15 protein-coding genes are annotated in these 20927 nt (G+C 70.0%); 13 read left to right on the top strand and 2 right to left on the bottom strand.

The genetic code is table 11. From position 1 onward, the window contains the following. Positions 1–34: 34 nt before the first annotated feature. The 13 genes from BU198_RS10965 to BU198_RS10905 all read left to right on the top strand — a co-directional run bounded on the left by BU198_RS10965 (position 35) and on the right by BU198_RS10905 (position 17529). A complete protein-coding gene (locus tag BU198_RS10965) occupies positions 35–1861 on the top strand; it encodes an ABC transporter family substrate-binding protein (RefSeq protein WP_188296649.1) in 1827 nt (608 codons plus the stop codon). Between the two features lie 331 nt (positions 1862–2192). Then, positions 2193–4097 carry a translational GTPase TypA gene (gene typA, locus BU198_RS10960; RefSeq protein WP_188296648.1) on the top strand — a complete coding sequence of 635 codons (1905 nt, stop codon included), beginning with the start codon at positions 2193–2195 and terminating at the stop codon, positions 4095–4097. 431 nt (positions 4098–4528) lie between these two features. Continuing rightward, positions 4529–6172, top strand: coding sequence for an ABC transporter substrate-binding protein (locus tag BU198_RS10955; RefSeq protein ID WP_188296647.1), 1644 nt, complete (start codon positions 4529–4531; stop codon positions 6170–6172). 140 nt (positions 6173–6312) lie between these two features. After that, the gene (locus tag BU198_RS10950) at positions 6313–7239 is read left to right on the top strand and encodes an ABC transporter permease (RefSeq protein ID WP_188296646.1); all 927 of its coding nucleotides are present in this window, start codon (positions 6313–6315) and stop codon (positions 7237–7239) included. Continuing rightward, positions 7232–8176: an ABC transporter permease gene (locus BU198_RS10945; protein ID WP_188296645.1), complete on the top strand. Its 945-nt coding sequence runs from the start codon at positions 7232–7234 to the stop codon at positions 8174–8176. Before BU198_RS10950 ends, BU198_RS10945 begins: the two co-directional genes overlap by 8 nt. A 20-nt stretch (positions 8177–8196) precedes the next feature. Further along, positions 8197–9246: an ABC transporter ATP-binding protein gene (locus tag BU198_RS10940; RefSeq protein WP_188296644.1), complete on the top strand. Its 1050-nt coding sequence runs from the start codon at positions 8197–8199 to the stop codon at positions 9244–9246. Next, positions 9239–10255 carry an ABC transporter ATP-binding protein gene (locus BU198_RS10935; RefSeq protein WP_188296643.1) on the top strand — a complete coding sequence of 339 codons (1017 nt, stop codon included), beginning with the start codon at positions 9239–9241 and terminating at the stop codon, positions 10253–10255. The genes BU198_RS10940 and BU198_RS10935 overlap by 8 nt, the downstream gene beginning before the upstream one ends. A gap of 219 nt (positions 10256–10474) precedes the next feature. Next, entirely contained in the window at positions 10475–12100 is a 1626-nt protein-coding gene (locus BU198_RS10930; RefSeq protein ID WP_188296642.1) for an ABC transporter substrate-binding protein, read from the top strand. A gap of 126 nt (positions 12101–12226) precedes the next feature. Continuing rightward, positions 12227–13153, top strand: a complete 927-nt coding sequence (locus BU198_RS10925) for an ABC transporter permease (RefSeq protein ID WP_188296641.1) — start codon at positions 12227–12229, stop codon at positions 13151–13153. Between the two features lie 76 nt (positions 13154–13229). Then, positions 13230–14144 carry an ABC transporter permease gene (locus BU198_RS10920; protein ID WP_223244235.1) on the top strand — a complete coding sequence of 305 codons (915 nt, stop codon included), beginning with the start codon at positions 13230–13232 and terminating at the stop codon, positions 14142–14144. Positions 14145–14160: 16 nt separating this feature from the next. Then, entirely contained in the window at positions 14161–15213 is a 1053-nt protein-coding gene (locus tag BU198_RS10915; RefSeq protein ID WP_188296639.1) for an ABC transporter ATP-binding protein, read from the top strand. After that, positions 15203–16324, top strand: coding sequence for an ABC transporter ATP-binding protein (locus tag BU198_RS10910; protein WP_188296638.1), 1122 nt, complete (start codon positions 15203–15205; stop codon positions 16322–16324). Before BU198_RS10915 ends, BU198_RS10910 begins: the two co-directional genes overlap by 11 nt. Positions 16325–16479: 155 nt before the next feature. Beyond that, a complete protein-coding gene (locus BU198_RS10905) occupies positions 16480–17529 on the top strand; it encodes an ABC transporter ATP-binding protein (RefSeq protein ID WP_188296637.1) in 1050 nt (349 codons plus the stop codon). Positions 17530–17555: 26 nt separating this feature from the next. On the opposite strand, the gene BU198_RS10900 is transcribed toward BU198_RS10905, so the two are convergent. Further along, a complete protein-coding gene (locus tag BU198_RS10900) occupies positions 17556–19265 on the bottom strand; it encodes an ABC transporter family substrate-binding protein (RefSeq protein ID WP_188296636.1) in 1710 nt (569 codons plus the stop codon). A gap of 198 nt (positions 19266–19463) precedes the next feature. Next, positions 19464–20927 (bottom strand): peptidoglycan binding domain-containing protein (locus tag BU198_RS10895; protein ID WP_188296635.1); only part of this gene is annotated, 1464 nt, incomplete at its 5' end.

The following is a 20927-nucleotide window of genomic DNA, read 5'->3' as shown; positions in this document are numbered from 1 at the left end:
GGCCGGGCGCCGGGGGCGGCGTTCGATGGCCGCCATGCGCGTCCGCCAGCTCACCGCCGCAGCCGCCGCGCTGCTGCTCGCCGCCGGCCCCGCCGGCTGCTCCGCCGACCGGGGCCCCGCCCGTACCCCGGCCCCCGCGCCCGTCCCGGCCGAGCCCACCGCCACCACCGGGGACGTCCGGCCCGCCGACCGCACCGCCGTCCGCGACGGCGGCACGCTGCGCTGGGCCGTGGACGGCGTCCCGGCCACGCTGAACGTCTACCAGGGCGTGGCGAGCGCCGACTCGGCACTGCTCGCCCACGCGCTCTACCCCTCGCTGTTCCGGCCCGACGGGCACGGCCGGCCGGTCCCCGACCCGGACTACCTGGCCGGTGCCGAGTCCACCCCGCCGGGGCAGCAGCCGCAGGTGGTGACGTACCGGCTCAACCCGCGCGCCGTCTGGAGCGACGGCACCCCGCTCTCGGCCGCCGACCTCGACGCGCAGCGGGCCGCGCTGTCCGGCCTGGACCCGGCCTACCGGGGCGCCCGGCCGGCCGGGTACGACGCCATCGACTCGATCACCCAGGGCGCGGACCCGCACGAGGTGCGGGTGACCTTCCGGCGGCCGTACGCCGAGTGGCGCTCGCTGTTCGGGCCGCTCTACCCGGCCGCCGAGACGGCCACCCCGGCCGCCTTCGAGCGGGCGCTGACCGGCGGGGGCCGGCCGGGCGCGGGGCCGTACACCCTCTCCCGGTACGACGCCGAGGGCGGGCAGGTCACCGTGGTGCGCAACCCGCTCTGGTGGGGCGATCCGCCGAAGGCCGACCGGATCGACTTCCTCGCCGTCCCGCCCGGGCAGCGGCTGGACGCGCTGGACCAGGACCGGCTGGACGTCGCCCCGCTCACCGCGGCGGTGGACCGGGCGGTGCCGGTCGCCTCCCCCTCCGCCTCCACGTCCCCTGCCGCCTCCCCTTCCGTTTCCCCTTCCGCCTCCCCGGCGCCGCCGCCCGCGGCCGCGCCCGAGGCGGCGGCGCTCGCCCTGCGCCGGGCCGAGTCGCTGCCCGGCGTCACCGTGCACCGGGCCGCCGCGGCCTCGCTCACCCAGCTCACCCTCAACGCCGCCCGCGACCCGCTGACCGACCCGGTGGTGCGCCGCGCCCTCACCAAGGCCGTGGACCGGCGGCGGATCGCCGACGCGGCGCTCGCTCCGCTCGGCCTGCCCGCCGAGCCGCTGGGCAGCCACCTGCTCGCGGGTGACCAGGAGGGCTACCGGGACGACAGCGCCGCGGCCGGTTCCGCGGACCCGGGCCGGCTGCTGGACGAGGCGGGCTGGATGCGGGCCGCCGGCGGGGGCCCCCGGACGAAGGGCGGCCGGCCGCTCGCCCTCTCCCTGCTCGTCCCGGCCGGTTCGGCGACCGCCCAGCGCACCGCGGACACGCTCACCGCCGTCCTCGCCGAGTCCGGGATCGTGGTGCGGCCGGTGGCCGCGCCCGTCGAGTCCTTCCTCGGGGAGCACCTGGCGGCCGGGGACTACGACCTCGCGCTCTTCTCCTGGCCGGTCGGCCCCAGCCCGGCGAGCGAGCAGCGCCCCGCGTACGCCAAGCCCCGTCCGGACGCCGACGGCGCACTCGACCCGGGCAGCAACTTCGGCCGCAGCGGCACCGAGGAGATCGACCGGCTGTTCGACCGGGCCGCCGCCGAGCTGGACCCGGCGGCCCGGCTGGACCTCCTCCAGGAGGCGGACCTGCGGATCTGGCAGCTCGGGCACTCGGTGCCGCTCTACCAGCGGCCGGAGCTGGCCGGCGTCAGGACCGGGGTGGTCGGCGCGGGCACGTACGGCTTCGGGTGGCCGCGCTTCCAGGACGTGGGCTGGAGCCGCTAGCGGGCCGCCTCCGCGGGCTCCGGCTCCGACTGTGGCTGGAGCCAGGGCAGCGAGGCCCGGAGTTGTCGGATCACGAACGGAAGAGTGTCGGAGTCTGGCCGCCAGGTGAAGGGAGCATGACCCACCTGTGATCTTGATCCCGCCCGACCTGCTCGTTTCTGCCCACCTCGGCGCTTCCCCGTACGATAGGAGGAAGCCGAGGCATGGCCATGTGCCCGGCGGGTGGACCGGTAGTAGCAGGCGGAACGGGCGGCGGCGATCGACAGGGATCGCAAGTGCGCGTCACGCAGCCGGGCGCCGCAACCCACGATTCCGGGAGAATCAGCAAGGCATGCCCACGCGCAACGACATCCGTAACGTCGCCATCGTCGCCCACGTCGACCACGGCAAGACCACGCTGGTCGACGCCATGCTGAAGCAGGCCGGCGCCTTCGCCGCCCACCAGCACCTCGACGACCGCATGATGGACTCGAACGACCTGGAGCGCGAGAAGGGCATCACCATTCTCGCGAAGAACACCGCGGTCAAGTACCACCCCAAGGATGGTGGCGCACCGATCACCATCAACATCATCGACACCCCGGGCCACGCCGACTTCGGTGGCGAGGTCGAGCGCGGTCTGTCGATGGTGGACGCGGTCGTCCTGCTGGTCGACGCCTCCGAAGGCCCGCTGCCGCAGACCCGCTTCGTGCTCCGCAAGGCGCTCACCGCGCGGCTGCCCGTCATCCTCTGCATCAACAAGACCGACCGTCCGGACTCCCGGATCGACGAGGTCATCAACGAGACCTACGACCTGTTCCTGGACCTGGACGCGGACGAGGACCAGATCGAGTTCCCGATCGTCTACGCCTGTGCCCGTGACGGCGTCGCCTCGCTGACCAAGCCGGAGAACGGCACCGTCCCCGCGGACAGCACCAGCCTGGAGCCGTTCTTCTCCACGCTGCTGGAGCACGTCCCGGCCCCGACGTACGAGGAGGACGCGCCGCTCCAGGCCCACGTCACCAACCTCGACGCCGACAACTTCCTCGGCCGCATCGCGCTGCTGCGCGTCGAGCAGGGCGAGCTGCGCAAGGGCCAGACCGTGGCCTGGATCAAGCGCGACGGCACGACCTCCAACGTCCGCATCTCCGAGCTGCTGATGACCGAGGCGCTCACCCGCAAGCCGGCCGAGGTGGCGGGCCCCGGTGACATCTGCGCCGTCGCCGGCATCGGCGAGATCATGATCGGCGAGACCCTCGCCGACCCGGAGAACCCGGTCGCGCTGCCGCTGATCACGGTGGACGAGCCGGCCATCTCGATGACCATCGGCACCAACACCTCCCCGCTGGTCGGCCGTGGCGGCAGCGGCAAGGGCGCGGACGCCAAGGCCGCCGGCAAGGTGGACCGCAAGGTCACCGCCCGCCAGGTGAAGGACCGCCTGGACCGCGAGCTGATCGGTAACGTCTCGCTGCGCGTGCTGGACACCGAGCGTCCGGACGCCTGGGAGGTGCAGGGCCGCGGTGAGCTGGCGCTGGCCATCCTGATCGAGACCATGCGCCGGGAAGGCTTCGAGCTGACCGTCGGCAAGCCGCAGGTGGTCACCAAGCAGGTCAACGGCAAGACCCACGAGCCGGTCGAGCGCCTCACCGTGGACGTGCCGGAGGAGCACATGGGTGCCGTCACCCAGCTCATGGGCATCCGCAAGGGCCGGATGGACAACATGTCCAACCACGGCTCGGGCTGGGTCCGGATGGAGTTCGTCGTGCCGTCCCGCGGCCTGATCGGCTTCCGTACCGAGTTCCTCACCAACACCCGCGGCACCGGCATCGCCCACTCGATCCACGAGGGCCACGAGCCGTGGTTCGGCAACCTGACCACCCGCAACAACGGTTCGCTGGTCGCCGACCGGGCCGGCGTGGTCACCGCCTTCGCGATGACCAACCTCCAGGAGCGCGGCGTGCTCTTCTGCGAGCCGGGCACCGAGGTGTACGAGGGCATGATCGTCGGTGAGAACTCGCGCGCCGACGACATGGACGTGAACATCACCAAGGAGAAGAAGCTCACCAACATGCGGTCCGCGAACGCCGACGTGGCCGAGTCGATCGTCCCGCCGCGCAAGCTCTCGCTGGAGCAGTCGCTGGAGTTCTGCCGCGAGGACGAGTGCATCGAGGTGACCCCGGAGACGGTTCGCATCCGTAAGGTCGTCCTTGACCAGAAGGACCGCGGACGCACTGCCTCGCGCGCCAAGAAGGCGTGATCCGGACGCGCTGAACGGCCTTTGGCCGGAATGATTCGCCCCCCTTTCCCATGGAGAGGGGGGCGAACTTTTTCAACTACTCCAAGTTGCCGGGGCCGCTATTAACGGAATAGCGCTCATCACGCCGAGGCGTCCGCTGAGCGGACGCGGCAGTTCGTCATCCGTGACGACTGTCCGTTTGGTGCCTGTCTGGCTATGTCTCAAATGTCCGGTTTTCGAAACTTACCGACTGTTCATGTGACCTAATTGAGATCGTCACTGGTCACTTTCGTGTCCGTGCGTGACGGATAGTGGGTGCAGTCAGGCTCGGGTCAAGGGTGAACGCGCAGGGGTGCGCGCCGAAACCACGAGCGCGGACGGCATAGCGGACCAGGTGAGAACCGTTCCGCGATGCCCTCCTCGTTGCAACGTCGAATTCAGGAGGCACACCGATGCGCGGTGCGAGCCAGGCCAAGTGGGTTGTCGCAGCTGTTGCTGTCGCCCTCGCTGCGACTTCGTGCAGCAGCAGCGACTCCTCTGGGGGTAGCTCCGACAGCGCCGCGGTCGACCCCGGGGCCAGCTTCAGCTACCAGAGCGCGGAGCCGCAGCGCCCGCTCCAGCCGGCCAACGCCATGGAGAACCAGGGCGGCCGTATCGTCAAGCAGCTCTTCAAGGGCCTCGTCGACTACGACCCCGCGACCGGTGCCCTGCGCAACCAGGTGGCCGACAAGATCGAGACCACCGACGCCAAGAACTACACCGTGACGCTCAAGTCCGGCTGGACGTTCCACGACGGCACCCCGGTCACCGCCAAGTCCTTCGTGAGCTCCTGGAACTGGTCGGCGAACCCGAAGAACAACCAGATCAACTCGGACTGGTTCTCGGACATCGTCGGCTACGACGCCGTCCACCCGGACAAGGACAAGGGCGACCCGACCGCCACCGAGATGTCCGGCCTGAAGGTCGTCGACGACACTCACTTCACCATCGAACTGACCAGCCCGGTCTCGTACTTCACGTACAAGCTCGGCTACTCGGCCTTCTTCCCGCTGCCGGAGGGCTTCTTCGCCGACCCGGCGGGCTACGGCCAGAAGCCGGTCGGCAACGGCCCGTACAAGTTCGTGTCGTGGGAGCACAACAAGGCCATCACGCTGGCCTCCTTCGACAAGTACACGGGCATCGACAAGCCGAAGAACGGCGGCGTCGTCTTCCGGAACTACACCGCCGGTGAGGCCGCGTACAAGGACCTGATGTCCGACACGCTGGACGTGCTGGACCAGGTCGACCCGACCGACCTGCCGAAGTACAAGGACGACCTGGGCAAGCGCGCGGTCGACCAGGCGCAGGGCGCCATCCAGAACATCGGCTTCGCGCTGTACCAGGGTGACTGGAACACCCCGGGCAAGGAGAAGGTCCGTCAGGGCCTCTCGATGGCGATCGACCGCGAGACCATCACCAAGACCGTGCTGAACGGCAACCGCCTGCCCGCCGACTCGTTCGTGGCGCCCGGCGTCATGGGCTACAAGGCCGGCACCTGCGGCGACGCCTGCAAGTTCAACCCGGAGAAGGCCAAGCAGCTGATCACCGAGGGCGGCGGCGTCCCCGGTGGCAAGATCGGCATCCTGTACAACTCCGACGGCGGCCACAAGGAGTGGGTGGACGCGGTCTGCAACTCGATCCGCCAGAACACCGGCGTCGAGTGCCTCGGTGACCCGAAGCCGGACTTCAAGACCTCGCGTGACATCATCACGAACAAGCAGGTCCAGAGCATGATGCGGACCGGCTGGGTGCAGGACTACCCGCTGAACGCCAACTTCCTGCGCGACGTCTACGGCACCGGTGCCGCGGCCAACGACGGTGGCTACTCCAGCCCCGAGTTCGACGCCCTGTCGAAGCAGGCTGACGCCGCCACCTCGGTCGAGAAGACCGCCGAGCTCTACCAGCAGGCGGAGGCCGTTCTGGCCAAGGACATGCCGGCCATCCCGCTCTGGTACTACAAGACCAGCTCCGGCTACTCCAAGAACGTCCAGAACGTGAAGTTCAACTCCTTCGGCGACCCGGTCTACACCGACGTCGAGGTCAAGAAGAAGAAGTAATCGGTCGGCACCGCCTGACCCGGTGACAACGGCCGGTGCCCGTCCATCCCCACAAGGGCGAGGACTGGCACCGGCCGTTGGCACGCCGACTTATCTCTTGCCGAGTTGACGGGCTCGGCAGGGCCATACATGGAGGCACGATGGGGCGCTTTGTCGCAAGGCGACTGCTCCAGATGATCCCGGTGTTCCTCGGAACGACCGCACTCATCTTTTTCATGGTGCACTTGCTGCCTGGAGACCCGGTGGCAGCACTGTGGGGCGACAAGGCACCGGACCCGGTGCAGCTCGCCGCTCTGAAGCACCAGCAGGGCTTCGACAAGCCGCTGATCCAGCAGTACTTCGACTACATGGGGAAGCTGCTCACCGGTGACTTCGGCACCGGTCTGGACCAGCGCCCGGTCATCGACAAGATCACCGAAGCGTTGCCGGTCACGGTCCGGCTGGCGCTGTTCGCGTTCACCATCGAGATCGTGCTGGGCATCGGCATCGGCCTGTACTCCGGTCTGCGCCGCGGCAAGATGTTCGACAAGGGCACCCTGGTGCTCACCCTGCTGCTGATCTCGATCCCGGTCCCGGTGCTCGGCTTCATCTTCCAGACGGTCTTCGGGCAGAACCTGAAGTGGGTCACCCCGACCGTCCAGGACAGCAACGACATCACCCAGTTGGTGCTGCCGGCCTTCGTGCTCGGTTCGCTCTCGCTGGCCTACGTCGCGCGCCTCACCCGTACTTCCATAGCCGAGAACATCAAGGCCGACTACGTCCGCACCGCGGTGGCCAAGGGCCTGCCGCGGCGCAAGGTGATCGGCACCCACCTGCTCCGCAACTCGATGATCCCGGTGGTCACCTTCCTCGGTACCGACCTCGGCGCCCTGATGGGCGGTGCGATCGTCACCGAAGGCATCTTCAACGTCCAGGGCGTGGGCCACGCGCTCTACCAAGCGATCAACATGAAGGAGGGCGCGACGGTCTCCGGCTTCGTGGCCTTCCTGGTGATCGTCTACCTGGCCGCCGGCCTGATCGTCGACCTGCTTTACGCGGTCCTGGACCCGAGGATCCGGTATGCCTGACCTGACCGAGAAGAAGACCGCCGGGGACGTCCCGGCCCAGCGCGCCGCGGACGCCCCGGCGCCGAAGCAGGAGAAGGCCCGCAGCCTCGGCTCGGACGCCTGGCACGACCTGCGGCGCAGGCCGATCTTCGTGATCTCCGCGCTGCTGATCCTGCTGCTGATCGTCATCGCCATCGCCCCCGGCCTGTTCACCTCGGTGGACCCGCGGGCCGGCGACCTGCGCAACCACTACCTGACGAAGCCGAACTACAGCCACTTCTTCCAGGCGGACTGGTTCGGCTACGACCTCCAGGGCCGCAGCATCTACGCCCGCGTCGTCTACGGCGCCCGCGCCTCGGTCGTGGTCGGCATCTGCGTGACCCTGGGTGTCACCATCCTCGGCGGCCTCGCCGGCATGGTGGCCGGTTACTTCGGGGGCTGGGTCGACACGATCATCTCCCGCGTCACCGACATCTTCTTCGGCATCCCGCTGCTGCTCGGCTCGCTGGTGGTCCTCAACGCGTTCACCACGCGCACCGTCTGGAGCGTGGTCTTCGCGCTGGTCGCCCTGGGCTGGACCCAGATGACCCGTGTCATGCGCGGCTCGGTGATCACGGTCAAGCAGGCCGACTTCGTGACGGCGGCCAAGGCGCTCGGCGCCGGCACCGGCCGGATCATGTTCAAGCACATCCTGCCGAACGCGATCGCCCCGGTGATCGTCGTCGCCACCATCGCGCTCGGCGGCTACATCGCCACCGAGGCGACGCTGAGCTTCCTCGGCATCGGTCTCCAGGACCCGACCATCTCCTGGGGCATCGACATCAACTCGGCCCAGAAGGTGATCCGTACGGCGCCGTTCGCCCTGTTCTTCCCCGCCGGAATGCTGAGCCTTACCGTGCTGGCGTTCATCATGCTCGGCGACGCGGTGCGCGACGCCCTCGACCCGAAGCTCCGCTGAGAGAAGAGGTGACGACCCCGATGACCACCGTGATCGAGAACGACCAGAAGAACGACCGTCTCGAAGTTGGCACTCCTCTCCTGGAGGTGAAGGACCTCCACGTGGAGTTCCACACCCGGGACGGCGTGGCCAAGGCCGTGAACGGCGTGAACTACTCCGTCGCGGCCGGCGAGACCCTCGCCGTGCTCGGCGAGTCCGGCTCCGGCAAGTCCGTGACGGCGCAGACCATCATGGGCATCCTGGACATGCCCCCGGGCAAGGTGACCCAGGGCGAGATCCTGTTCCGCGGCCAGGACATGCTCAAGATGAGCAACGAGGAGCGGCGGCGGGTCCGCGGCCGGAAGATCGCGATGATCTTCCAGGACGCGCTCTCCGCGCTGAACCCGGTGCTCAGCGTCGGCTACCAGCTCGGCGAGATGTTCCGGGTGCACCAGGGCGCCTCCAGGAAGGAGGCGAAGGAGAAGGCCATCGAGCTGATGGACCGGGTGCGCATCCCCGCCGCCCGGGAGCGGGTGAACGACTACCCGCACCAGTTCTCCGGCGGCATGCGCCAGCGCATCATGATCGCGATGGCGCTGTCCCTGGAGCCCGACCTGATCATCGCGGACGAGCCCACCACCGCCCTGGACGTCACCGTCCAGGCCCAGGTGATGGACCTGCTGGCCGAGCTCCAGGCCGAGTACAACATGGGCCTGATCCTGATCACCCACGACCTCGGCGTGGTCGCCGACGTCGCGGACAAGATCGCCGTGATGTACGCGGGCCGGATCGTGGAGACCGCCCCGGTGCACGACCTGTACGCGAACCCCGCGCACCCGTACACCAAGGGCCTGCTCCGCTCCATCCCGCGCCTGGACCAGAAGGGCCAGGAGCTCTACGCGATCAAGGGCCTGCCCCCGAACCTGCTCAAGGTTCCCACCGGGTGCGCGTTCAACCCCCGCTGCGACGTCGCCACCGACCTGTGCCGCACGGAGACCCCGGCGCTGCACCACGTGACGGACAAGGACGGCAAGGAGCTCACCGGCCGCCGCAGCGCGTGCCACCTCTGGAAGGAGACCCTCCATGGCTGAGAACATCCTGGAGGTCAAGGACCTGGTCAAGCACTACCCGCTGACCCAGGGCATCCTGTTGAAGAAGCAGGTCGGCGCGGTCAAGGCGGTCGACGGCATCTCCTTCGAGCTCAAGAAGGGCGAGACGCTCGGGATCGTCGGCGAGTCCGGCTGTGGCAAGTCCACGCTGGCCAAGGTGCTGATGAACCTGGAGCGGGCCACCTCCGGCCAGGTGCTCTTCAAGGGCGAGGACATCTCCACGCTCCAGGGGGCGGCCCTGAAGGCCGTCCGACGGAACATCCAGATGGTGTTCCAGGACCCGTACACCTCGCTCAACCCGCGCATGACGGTCGGCGACATCATCGGCGAGCCGTTCGAGATCCACCCCGAGGTGGCGCCCAAGGGCGACCGCCGCAAGGCCGTCCAGGACCTGCTGGACGTCGTGGGTCTGAACCCGGAGTACATCAACCGGTACCCGCACCAGTTCTCCGGCGGCCAGCGCCAGCGCATCGGCATCGCCCGCGGTCTCGCGCTCAAGCCCGAGATCATCATCTGCGACGAGCCGGTGTCCGCGCTGGACGTGTCCGTCCAGGCGCAGGTGATCAACCTGCTGGAGCAGCTCCAGGGCGAGTTCGGCCTCTCCTACATGTTCATCGCGCACGACCTCTCCATCGTCCGGCACATCTCCGACCGCGTCGGCGTGATGTACCTGGGCAAGATGGTCGAGATCGGCTCGGACGAGGAGATCTACGAGAACGCCACCCACCCGTACACCCAGGCGCTGCTCTCCGCGGTGCCGGTGCCGGACCCGGCGGCGCGCGAGTCCCGCGAGCGGATCATCCTCAGCGGGGACATCCCCTCGCCGGCCAACCCGCCGTCCGGCTGCCGCTTCCGCACCCGCTGCTGGAAGGCGGAGGAGCGGTGCGCCGAGGAGGTCCCGCTGCTCGCGGTCCCCTCGCTGCTGGAGGGCCCGGCCGCGCACGAGTCGGCCTGCCACTTCGCCGAGGTCAGGGAGCAGGCCGCGGCCTGATCCCCCGTACACCCAGGAAGGGCCCGTGGCGTTCGCGCCGCGGGCCCTTCCCGCGTCCGGCCCCGCGCCGGGGCGGTCCGGCGGCCGCTTCGATCCGGCGCCGCGTCAACTCCGTGACGGGGTCACGGCACCCGTCCGGGTGCACCTGACGCGCGCCGTCGCCGGGCCGCGCTTCTCATGGGGTGTGATGCGACACACACCCCATGAGGAGGAACCTCCATGCCCGTAGCCGCCCGTGCTCGTTGGGTCCTCGCCGCTGCGACGTCCGTGGCCCTGGTGGCCACCGGGTGCAGCAACAACGACAGCGGAGGAGGCAGCGGCTCGTCGGACGCCAGCAAGACCTTCAGCTACCAGAGCAACGAGCCGCAGAACCCGCTGCAGCCGGCCAACGCGAACGAGGTCGGCGGTGGTCGCATCCTCCAGAACCTCTTCAAGGGACTGGTCGACTACGACCCGAGCGACGCCAAGATCCGGATGCAGGTCGCCGACAAGATCGACACCAGCGACTCGCAGACCTTCGACGTCACGCTGAAGGACGGCTGGAAGTTCCACGACGGCACCCCGGTGAACGCCAAGAGCTTCGTCGACGCCTGGAACTGGGGCGCCAACCCCGCCAACAACCAGATCAACAGCTCCTGGTTCTCCGACATCGAGGGCTACCAGGACATCCACCCGGCCACCGGCTCGCCGACCACGGACAAGATGTCCGGGCTGACCGTCACCGACGACCTGCACTTCACCGTCAAGCTGGACCACAAGGTCTCGTACTTCGAGTACAAGCTCGGCTACATCGCCTTCTCGCCGCTGCCCGAGGGCTTCTTCAAGGACCCGGCGGGCTACGGCCAGAAGCCGGTGGGCAACGGTCCGTACCAGTTCGTCAGCTGGTCGCACAACAGCCAGGTGGCCACCAAGGCCTTCCCGGACTACCAGGGCGTGGACAAGCCGAAGAACGGCGGCATCGTCTTCAAGATGTACACCACGTCCGAGGCCGCCTACGCCGACCTCCAGTCCAACAACCTGGACGTGATGGACCAGGTGCCGCCGTCCGCGCTGGCCACCTACAAGAACGACCTCGGCGACCGCGCGGTGGACGAGCCGCAGGGCGCCATCCAGAACATCGGCTTCACCCTCTACCAGGCCGACTGGTCCTCGCCGGACAAGGCCAAGGTGCGCCAGGGCCTGTCGATGGCGATCGACCGCGACACCATCACCAAGACCGTGCTCCAGGGCTCCCGCAAGCCCGCCACCGCCTGGGTGGCGGAGGGCGTCCAGGGCTACAAGAACGGCACCTGCGGCGAGTTCTGCACGTTCGACCCGGCCAAGGCCAAGCAGCTGATCCAGGAGGGCGGCGGCGCTCCCGGCAACAAGCTGCTGATCACCTACAACGCGGACGGCGGCCACAAGGAGTGGGTCGACGCGGTCTGCAACTCGATCCGGCAGAACACCGGCGTCGACTGCCTGGGTGACCCGAAGCCCGACTTCAAGACCGCGCGGGCGGCGATCACCGGGCACACGCTCAACGGCGCCTTCCGCACCGGCTGGGTGCAGGACTACCCGCTGAACGCCAACTTCCTGGCCGACGTGTACCGCACCGGCGCCGCGTCCAACGACTTCGGCTACAGCAGCCCGCAGTTCGACGAGGCCGCCACCAAGGCCGACGAGGCGGCCAGCGTCGCCGACACGGTCACCGGCTACCAGCAGGCCGAGGCGGTGCTGCCGAGCGGGATGCCCGCCATCCCGCTCTGGTACTACCGCACCAACTCGGGCTACTCCTCCAAGGTGCAGAACGTGAAGTTCGACTCCTTCGGGAACCCGGCCTGGACCCAGGTCGAGGTCAAGGGCTGAGCCCCTGGCCCGGCCCCCGATCCGGCGCGCCGGCCCCGCCCTCCCCGCACGGAGGGCGGGGCGCGGTCTCTCGGACGACCGCACCGGTCGGCCGGGCAATCCAGGACACCTAGGAAGGAGGCTCGGATGGGCAGTTACGTGCTGCGACGGGTGCTACAGATGATCCCGGTGTTCTTCGGCACCACGCTGCTGATCTTCCTGATGGTCTACACGCTGCCGGGGGACCCGGTGTCGGCACTGTTCGGCGAGAAGGCCGCCGACCCGGCCGTGGTGGCCAGCATCAAGCACACGTACTACCTGGACCAGCCGCTCTGGAAGCAGTACCTGCACTACATGGGGAACCTCTTCCAGGGGGACTTCGGCACCAGCTTCACCGGCCGGCCGGTCTCCGACATCATGGCGGACGCCTTCCCGGTCACCATCCGGCTGGCCCTGCTGGCCTTCGTCTTCGAGCTGGTCGTCGGCCTCGCCCTCGGCCTCGTCTCCGGCCTGCGGCGCGGCAGCGTCGCGGACACCGCGGTGCTCATCCTGACCCTGGTGGTGATCTCGATCCCGGTCTTCGTGCTCGCCTACATCGCGCAGACGGTGTTCGCCACCAACCTGGGCTGGGTCACCCCGACGGTGCAGGACAGCTACGACCTCACCCAGCTGGTGCTGCCGGCGGTCGTCCTGGGCTCGCTCTCGCTCGCGTACGTCGCCCGGCTCACCCGGACGTCGATCGGCGAGAACCTGCGGGCCGACTACATGCGCACCGCGGTCGCCAAGGGCCTGCCCCGGCGGACCATCATCTCCCGCCACCTGCTGCGCAACTCGCTGATCCCGGTGGTGACCTTCCTCGGCACCGACCTCGGCGCGCTGATGGGCGGGGCGATCGTCACCGAGGGCATCTTCAACGTGCAGGGCATCGGCAACGTCCTGTACCGGGCGATCAACCAGAAGGAGGGCCCGACCGTGGTCGGCATCGTGACCGTCCTGGTGATCGTCTACCTGGTCGCCAGCCTGCTCGTCGACCTGCTCTACGCGGTCCTGGACCCGAGGATCCGCTATGCCTGACATCCACGACGAGGACTCGTACGAGCCGCATCCCAAGCCGGGCGTCTCACGCCTCGACTACGCGGGGGAGCAGGGCATGGCGGTCGAGCAGGAGACTCTGGTCGAGCGCGACGCGGAGAAGCGCGAGGAGGCCCGCAGTCTGTGGGGCGACGCCTGGCGGGACCTGCGCCGGCGGCCGATCTTCCTGATCTCGGCGGTGCTGATCCTGCTGCTGGTGGTGATGGCGGTCTTCCCCTGGGCGTTCACCGACGCGGACCCGCGCAAGGCCGACCTGGTGAACGACTACCTCAGGCGGCCGGACTGGGGCGACATCTTCGGGACCGGCTGGTTCGGCTACGACGCCCAGGGCCGGTCCATCTTCGCCCGGGTGGTGTACGGGGCCCGGGCCTCGATCACCGTCGGCATCTTCGTGACCGCCGCCGTCACCGTGGTCGGCGGGCTGACCGGGATGGTCGCCGGCTACTTCGGCGGCTGGATCGACGCGGTGATCTCCCGGATCACCGACATCTTCTTCGGCATCCCGCTGCTGCTCGGCGCGCTGGTGCTGCTGAACGCGTTCGCCACCCGCACGGTGTGGAGCGTGGTCATCGCGCTGGGCGTGCTCGGCTGGACCCAGATCGCCCGCGTGATGCGCGGGGCGGTGCTGACCGTGAAGCAGTCCGACTACGTGGTGGCCGGCCGGGCGCTCGGCGCCGGGACCGGGAGGCTGATGTTCCGGCACATCCTGCCGAACGCGATCGCCCCGGTGATCGTGGTGGCGACGATCGCGCTCGGCGGCTACATCGCCACCGAGGCGACGCTGAGCTTCCTCGGCATCGGTCTCCAGGACCCGACCATCTCCTGGGGCATCGACATCTCCTCCGCCCAGAAGGTGATCAGGACCGCGCCGTACGTGCTGTTCTTCCCGGCCGTGGCGCTCTCGATCACCGTGCTGGCCTTCATCATGCTGGGCGACGCGGTGCGCGACGCCCTCGATCCGAAGCTTCGCTGAGCGAGGGGAGCGCATCGTGAGTACAGCGGTGGACACCACCGGGAGCCGGCGGGAGGCGCCGTTCCAGGGCCCGCTGCTCGACGTCCGGGACCTGCACGTCGAGTTCGTCACCAGGGACGGCGTCGCCAGGGCCGTGAACGGCGTCAACTACAGCGTCAGTGCCGGGGAGACGCTGGCGGTGCTGGGCGAGTCCGGCTCCGGCAAGTCGGTCACGGCGCAGGCGATCATGGGCATCCTGGACATGCCGCCGGCCCGGATCCCACGGGGCGAGATCCGCTTCCGGGGCCAGGACATGCTCACGATGGGCAAGGACGAGCGGCGGCGGATCCGCGGTCAGAAGATCGCGATGATCTTCCAGGACGCGCTGTCGGCGCTGAACCCGGTGCTCAGCGTGGGCTACCAGCTCGGGGAGATGTTCCGGGCGCACCGTGGGGTCTCGCGCAAGGAGGCGAAGGAGAAGGCCGTCGAGCTGATGGAGCGGGTGCGCATCCCGGCGGCCCGGGAGCGGGTGAACGACTATCCGCACCAGTTCTCCGGGGGCATGCGCCAGCGCATCATGATCGCGATGGCGCTGGCCCTGGAGCCGGACCTGATCATCGCGGACGAGCCCACCACGGCCCTGGACGTGACGGTGCAGGCCCAGGTGATGGACCTGCTGGCCGAGCTCCAGGCCGAGTACAACATGGGCCTGATCCTGATCACCCACGACCTGGGCGTGGTGGCGGACGTCGCGGACAAGATCGCGGTGATGTACGCGGGCCGGATCGTCGAGACCGCCCCGGTGCACGAGCTGTACGCCCGGCCCGCTCACCCGTACACCAGGGGCCTGCTGGACTCGATCCCCCGGCTGGACCAGAAGGGCCAGGAGCTCTACGCGATCAAGGGCCTGCCGCCCAACCTGCTGCGCATCCCCAGGGGTTGCGCCTTCAACCCGCGCTGCCCACGGGCCCAGGACGTCTGCCGGACCGAGGTGCCGGAGCTGTTCCCGGTCACCGAGGAGGACGGGACGCCACTGGAGGGGCGCGGCAGCGCCTGCTTCTTCTGGAAGGAGACCCTCCATGACCGTTAACGGGGCCAGCGCACTGGGCGCGGCGCTGCCGGAGGAGGTCGTCTTCGAACAGCCGGTGCGGCGCGGCGAACCGATCCTCGAAGTCCGGGACCTGGTCAAGCACTTCCCGCTGACCAAGGGCGTCCTCCTCAAGCGGCAGGTCGGTGCGGTCAAGGCGGTCGACGGCGTCAGCTTCGACCTGATGCAGGGCGAGACGCTCGGCGTCGTCGGCGAGTCCGGCTGCGGGAAGTCCACGCTGGCCAAGGTGCTGATGAACCTGGAGCCCGCCACCGAAGGGTCCGTCCGCTACAAGGGGGAGGAGATCTCCAGGCTCTCCGGAGCGGCCCTGAAGGCCGTCCGACGGAACATCCAGATGGTGTTCCAGGACCCGTACACCTCGCTCAACCCGCGCATGACGGTCGGCGACATCATCGGCGAGCCGTTCGAGATCCACCCCGAGGTGGCGCCCAAGGGCGACCGCCGCAAGGCCGTCCAGGACCTGCTGGACGTGGTCGGGCTCAACCCCGAGTACATCAACCGGTACCCGCACCAGTTCTCGGGCGGCCAGCGCCAGCGCATCGGGATCGCCCGGGGGCTGGCGCTCAAGCCCGAGATCATCATCTGCGACGAGCCGGTGTCCGCGCTGGACGTGTCCGTCCAGGCGCAGGTGATCAACCTGCTGGAGCAGCTCCAGGGCGAGTTCAACCTGTCGTACATGTTCATCGCGCACGACCTCTCGATCGTCCGGCACATCTCGGACCGGGTCGGCGTGATGTACCTGGGCAAGATGGTCGAGATCGGCAGCGACGCGGAGATCTACGACCACGCGACGCACCCGTACACCCAGGCGCTGCTCTCCGCGGTGCCGGTGCCGGATCCGACGGCGCGGGAGACCCGGGACCGGATCGTGCTCACCGGCGACGTGCCCTCGCCGGCCAACCCGCCGTCCGGCTGCCGCTTCCGCACCCGCTGCTGGAAGGCGCAGCAGCGGTGCGCCGAGGAGGTCCCGCTGCTGGCTCCGCCGTCCTGGCTGGGCGGGGCGGCGCGGCACGACTCGGCGTGTCACTTCGCGGCGGAGCGCGACATCGGGCACGGCGCTGCGGAGCGCGACGGCGAGCAGGGCTCCGACTGAGCGGCTTACTACCAGGGCGCGTCCTCGCAGGTGAGGGCGCGCCCTGTTCCGTGACGGAAAAGAGATCTGCCGCAGGCTCGCCAAGTGCGGTCCGTTCCTTGATAGTTGCTCTGCGCCCATCGGTGGACGCCGCTGCGCTGAGGAGGGCTGCTCACATGGACGCGGTGGAGGTGATCGGCGGCGGTCGGGAGAGCCTGGAGCCCGGGACGCCGCTGCTGGAGGTCGACGACCTGCACGTGGAGTTCCACACCCGGGACGGCGTCGCCAGGGCCGTCAACGGGGTGAGCTACTCGGTCGCGGCAGGGGAGACCCTGGCGGTGCTGGGGGAGTCGGGCTCCGGCAAGTCGGTGACGGCGCAGGCGGTGATGGGCATCCTGGACATCCCGCCGGGTCGGATCACCTCGGGGCGGATCCTGTACCGCGGCGAGGACCTGCTGACCATGAGCGCCAACGCCAGGCGCTCGGTGCGGGGCCGGCACATCGCGATGATCTTCCAGGACGCGCTGTCGGCGCTGAACCCTGTGCTCAGCGTGGGCTACCAGCTCGGGGAGATGTTCCGGGCGCACCGAGGGGCCTCGCGCAAGGAGGCGAAGGAGAAGGCCGTCGAGCTGATGGAGCGGGTGCGCATCCCGGCCGCCCGGCAGCGCGTCGGCGACTTCCCGCACCAGTTCTCCGGGGGCATGCGCCAGCGCATCATGATCGCGATGGCGCTGGCCCTGGAGCCCGACCTGATCATCGCGGACGAGCCCACCACCGCTCTGGACGTCACCGTCCAGGCGCAGGTGATGGACCTGCTGGCCGAGTTGCAGGCCGAGTTCAACATGGGCCTGATCCTGATCACCCACGACCTGGGCGTGGTGGCGGACGTCGCGGACAAGATCGCGGTGATGTACGCGGGCCGGATCGTCGAGACCGCCCCGGTGCGCGAGCTGTACGCCCGGCCCGCTCACCCGTACACCAGGGGCCTGCTGGACTCGATCCCCCGGCTGGACCAGAAGGGCCAGAACCTGCACGCCATCAAGGGCCTGCCGCCGAGCCTGCTGCGCATCCCGGAGGGCTGCGCCTTCAACCCCCGCTGCGACCGGGCGCAGGACCGCTGCCGGGCCGAACTCCCGCCGCTGGTGCCGGTGACGAGCGAGTACGGAGCGGAGCTGGCGGGCCGCCGCAGCGCCTGCCACTACTGGCGCGAGACACTGCACGGCTGAGCCCCGCCCCCGGCCGGCGGGGTGCCCTACTTCACGAAGCCGACGTTCTCCCAGACGATGTCGGACAGGCCCTGGGCACCGATGTTGGCGAGGTCGGCGCGGGCCCCGTACAGCTGCGGGCGCTGGTAGAGCGGCAGGACGCCGGCCACCTTCCACAGCTCGCCGTCGGCCTGGTTGATCGCCTCGGAGGCGGCGGCCGCCTCGGTCGCGGAGGCGGCCCGGTCGAGCGCGGCGTCCACCGCGGGGCTGCCCGTGCCGGTCTGGTTGGTGCCGCCGCTCTGGACGAAGTTGGCGCGGTTGCCGCTGGCCGGGAAGGGGGTGCCGAGCAGCGAGTAGGCGGCGATGTCGAAGTCGTGGCGGTTCACGTACTTGTCGAAGAACTCGTTGGCGGGGGCGGTCACGGTGGTGACCTTGATGCCGACGTCCTTGAGCATCCTGGTGGTGCTGGCGGCCTCGGTCTGGGCCGGGGTGACGCCGGCCGGGATGACCATCCGCAGGTTCAGCTCGCGGCCGTCCTTCTTCCGTACGTCGCCGTCCAGCTTCCAGCCGGCCGAGTCCAGCTTGCGGGCCGCCTCGGCCGGGTCGTAGCGGGCCAGGCCCAGGGAGTTGTCGCGGTAGCCGTTCTGGTTGGTGACCAGCAGGTGGTTGTTGAGCGGGACGGCGGGCCAGTCCAGGCCGCTGAGGTCGGCGCGGATCACCACGTCCCGGTTGATCGCCTGGAAGACGGCCTGGCGCACGGTCGCGTCGCCGAGCGCGGGGGTGCGGGCGTTCAGGGTGAACTGGCGGAAGTCCGGGCCGCCTGCCCGGCGCACCACGGCGCCCCTGGTGTTCTTGATGACCTGGTAACCGGCCACGTCGGGGCCGTTGTTGACGAGGTCGAGCCGGCCCTCGGCGAAGGCGGCGGGCATCGCGTCGGGCAGCATCGCGTGGAAGACGATCCGGTCCAGCACCGGCTTGTCGCCCCACCAGGAGGGGTCGGCGACCAGGGTGACGCTCTGGCCGGCCCGGTCCAGCTGCTCGACCTTGAAGGGGCCCGCGGTGACCGGGATGGTGTCCAGGTAGGCGGTGTTGAACAGGTCGGGGGTGGAGATCCGGGAGGCCGGCAGCAGCGGGGCGTTGCCGGCGCTGTTGAACATCGACTGCCACTCGGAGAACGGGCGGTCGAAGGTCATCACGGCCTGGAAGTCGTCCTTGCCGCGCTCGACCCCGGAGACCAGCTCGAAGCCGGTGCTGCTGGAAGACCGGTAGGCCGGGTCCTTCCCGTTCAGGGCGCGCCAGTTGGCCTCGATGTCGCGCCAGGTGATCGGGGTGCCGTCGGACCAGCGGGCCTTCGGGTTGAGGGTCCAGGTGACCACCTGCCGGCCGTCCCTGACCTCGGCGTGCGCCTCCTGGAGGTAGGCCGGGTTGGGGGTCTGGGTGCCGGCCGCGTCCGAGCGGAAGAAGGTCGGCAGCAGCGGCTTGCTGACCGCGATGGTCGAGGACTCGCCGCCGTCGGTGTGGATCGGCGACCACTGCCGGGAGAACTGGGCGATCGCCAGGTTCAGGGTGCCGCCCTGGCGCAGCTCGGCCCGGTCGTGGGGGTTGATGTCGATCGAGGTGAGCTTGGGCGACGCGGGGGCGGACGCCAGGGCGCCGGAGCCCTGCCCCGAGGTGCAGGAGCAGAGCGCGAGGGAGAGGGTGAGGGCGGTGAGACCGGCGAGCAGGGCCGTCCCGTGGTGCTGGAGGCGGCGGCGCATCGGCGTGTTCCCCGGGGTGGATGTGACGGATGGTGTGGCGTCACATCTTGCTGACCGGGAGGGGCGTTGTCGAGGGGGGTTGCCGAGTGTGCTGCCGGGGACACCGTCGAGCGCACTGCCGAGGGGCGGGCCCGGGAAGCGGGCCCGCCCCTCGGCAGCGCGGGTTCGTCGGACGCGAGGGCGCCGGACGCGATCGGGTCAGATCGCGAACTTGAAGGTGCGGTCCTTGTCGCTGGTCTTGTCGAGCACCGAGGTGATGCCGTCCGCGACGTCCTGCGGGGTGATCGCGGCGACCTGGCCGTTCTTCTTGACCTTCACCTTGTCGAACACGTTGCCCAGCTGGCCGGAGAGCGCGTCGAGGTCCCACTTGGGCGCGATCTTGCCGGAGGCGTCCGGGACGAGGGTGAGCACCTTGGCGGCGGTCTTCGGGCCGAAGTCCCAGGACTTGGCGCCGGCCACGACGTGCACCTTGCCGACGGCCACCTGCTTGCCGAGGGTGTCGGCGGCGCCCTGGAGGGCCTGGGTGGAGACCTTCGGCTGGGCGGCCGTGACGGCGAGGGCGATCGGCTGCTCGGGCTTGCCGTCGGCGCGGTCGCGGTAGGCCTGCGCGATCACGTCCAGGGCGCTCGCCGAGTCCACCGCCTGGCCGGCCCGGCCGGGGACGACGATCGGCTCGCCGTTGTCGCCGAACTTGACGTAGCCCTCCTGGAGACCCTGGCCGGAGCCGGCCGCGAGCGTGTCGAGGGCGGCCTTCAGCTTGGCCTTGTCGACCTTGACCTCGGGGGCGACGGTCTTGGTGCCGCCCTTGAGCGACTTGAAGACGTCCAGCGGGCTGTAGCTGTGCTGGGCCAGGCCGTCCACGGTGGCGGTGGTGTCGAAGCTCAGGCCGGCGACCGTCGGGTCCAGGTCGACGGACTGGTCGCCGATCTTCAGCTTGAGCGGCTGCTGACCGGCCTTGCCGACCGACTCGTCCAGCTGGTGGATCGCCTGGTCGCGGCTGCTGCCGCCGATCTCGGCGCCGAGCACCACGGTGCCCTTGGGGACGTCCGACTGGTTGAGCATCAGGCCGGTGCCGTACGCGGCGGCGCCGAGGAACAGCGCCGCGCAGATGCCGTAGACGCCCAGCTTGACCAGCTTCTTGCCGGCGCCGCCCTTCTTGGCCTTGGCGGGAGCGGCGGGCTCGGCCTTCGCCTTGGCGGGGGCAGGAGCGGGGGAGGCGGCGGCCTCGGCGTCCGCGGACCCCTCGGGCCGGGGGCCGGCGGCCGGGGTCGGCAGCGGGGTGAACTCGGTGGCCTCCGGGTCGCGGCCGGTCTGCCGCGGACCACCGGGCTGCGGGGCGGCGCCCGGCGCGCCGGGGAAGAGGGCGCCGGGGCCCGCCGGGGCGGCGAGGCCGTCCTGGCCGGCGGCGGCCTGGCGCTGGGCGGCGAACGGGTCGGTGCCGGTCGGGGCCGAGGCGAACAGGCCCGGCTGCGGACGGCCGTCGGCGCCGTGCGGGGCGCCGTTCTGCGGCAGGCCGGATATCCCGGCGGGCGGCGGGGTGTTGTCGCGGATCGGCGCGAAGCCGTCGACCGAGGTGTCCTCGGGGCCCGGCCCGGCCTGCGGTGCGGGCGCCGGGTGGCCGTTCGGCTGGAAGCCGTTCTGCCGGGGACGGCCGCCGTGTGC

Origin of the sequence: Streptomyces sp. CBMA156, from assembly GCF_014596515.1 — a bacterium.
Lineage (GTDB): Bacteria > Actinomycetota > Actinomycetes > Streptomycetales > Streptomycetaceae > Kitasatospora.
The sequence above is the reverse complement of the archived record's forward strand: the minus strand, read 5'-3'. Positions and strand labels throughout refer to the sequence as shown.